The organism is Thalassobacterium sedimentorum, from assembly GCF_031127905.1.
Classification (GTDB): domain Bacteria; phylum Verrucomicrobiota; class Verrucomicrobiia; order Opitutales; family Coraliomargaritaceae; genus Thalassobacterium; species Thalassobacterium sedimentorum.
Genome location: NZ_JARXIC010000095.1, coordinates 1 through 1378 on the forward strand (window position 1 = coordinate 1; position 1378 = coordinate 1378).

1 protein-coding gene is annotated in these 1378 nt (G+C 48.8%); it reads left to right on the top strand.

All coding sequences use genetic code 11. The features are described from left to right. Nucleotides 1-92 precede the first annotated feature (92 nt). On the top strand, nucleotides 93-1274 hold the full coding sequence (locus tag QEH59_RS18525; RefSeq protein WP_308986873.1) for an IS4 family transposase: 1182 nt from the start codon (nucleotides 93-95) through the stop codon (nucleotides 1272-1274). The last annotated feature ends 104 nt before the right edge of the window (nucleotides 1275-1378 follow it).

The window sequence follows — 1378 nt, forward strand, 5'->3', positions numbered from 1 at the left end:
GCACTAGTGTCCAAAACAGGTTTTGAAAAATAGCCTCACTTGCGTCGTAATAGGTTTGATGAAAAAGAATAACCTAACGCAAGGAGGCTATCATGAACATTGGCACGAGTAGTCTATTCAGCCAACTACTTTCTTTAGTGGATCGTGACGATTTTCGTCGATTGGTGCGCGATACAGGTAGCCAAGCTCGCAGCAAGGGCTTCGGAAGCTGGGACCACTTCGTTTCAATGCTGTTTTGTCAGCTAGCTCAGGCTAAGAGTCTGCGGGAGATCGACACCGGCTTGAGAAGTTGCGAAGGCAAGCTACAGCATTTGGGGATGAATGGTGCTCCGAGGCGATCAACGCTTTCTTATGCCAATGCGCATCGTCCACATGAGCTCTTCGAAAAACTGTTTTACCAGTTGCTGGCTAAAGTCAGTGAGGGTGCACCGAAGAAAAAGTTTCGCTTTAAGAGTAAGCTCTATTCGCTCGATAGCACGGTGATCGACTTGTGCGCTTCAATGTTCGATTGGGCAAAGTTCCGTTCCACTAAGGGCGCCGCCAAACTACACCTGCTCTTGGATCACGATGGCTGTCTTCCATGTTATGCTAGGATAACTGAGGGTAAAGTGGCCGATGTGACAGTGGCCCAGCAGCTCAAGCTGCCAAAGGGCTCATTGGTCGTTATGGATCGCGGTTATACGGACTACTATATGTATGAGCGTTGGTCCGCTGAAGGCGTAGGCTTCGTCACGCGCCTGAAAAAGAATGCCGAGTTTTATGAGTTCAAAGATTATCCTGTAAAGCCGGGTGGCGTCGTCGTTTCTGATCATACCGGCCAGTTCAATTGCTTTGAAGCGGGAAGACGAATCAAAGGAACCTACCGCAAGGTTGTCGTTTGGATTGAAGAGAAACAGCAGCACATGGAGCTGCTCACCAATCGCTTTGATCTGAGTTCGGCCACGATTGCAGAGATCTATAAACAGCGCTGGCAAATCGAATTGTTCTTCAAGGCCATTAAGCAAAACCTGAGAGTGAAGACCTTTGTCGGCACCTCCGCCAACGCAGTCAGAATACAGATTTGGACAGCACTGATCGCTATTTTGCTGATCAAATACCTCCAGTTCAAAAGCCGCATGTCCTGGGCGCTCTCAAATCTGGTCGCTCTGTTACGCTGGAACCTCTTTACGCACAGGAATCTATGGAAGTGGATCGATGATCCGTTCATGCATAGCCACCCGCCGCCAGAGGATGAGTCATACCAGACCGTTTTGGACGGCATCGCCTCAACTTAACCCAAGCATCCTAGGCATACTTCTGAAAAATCACCTCAATCACTTCTCAACACGCTAAAAATCAAGGCATCTTACCGAGGAATCCTCTGTTTTGGACAGCAGTG

What these genes read in the sequence shown, in the direction of transcription:
- QEH59_RS18525 (WP_308986873.1), top strand. Translation starts at nt 93, where the DNA reads ATGAACATTGGCACGAGTAGTCTATTCAGCCAACTACTTTCTTTAGTG.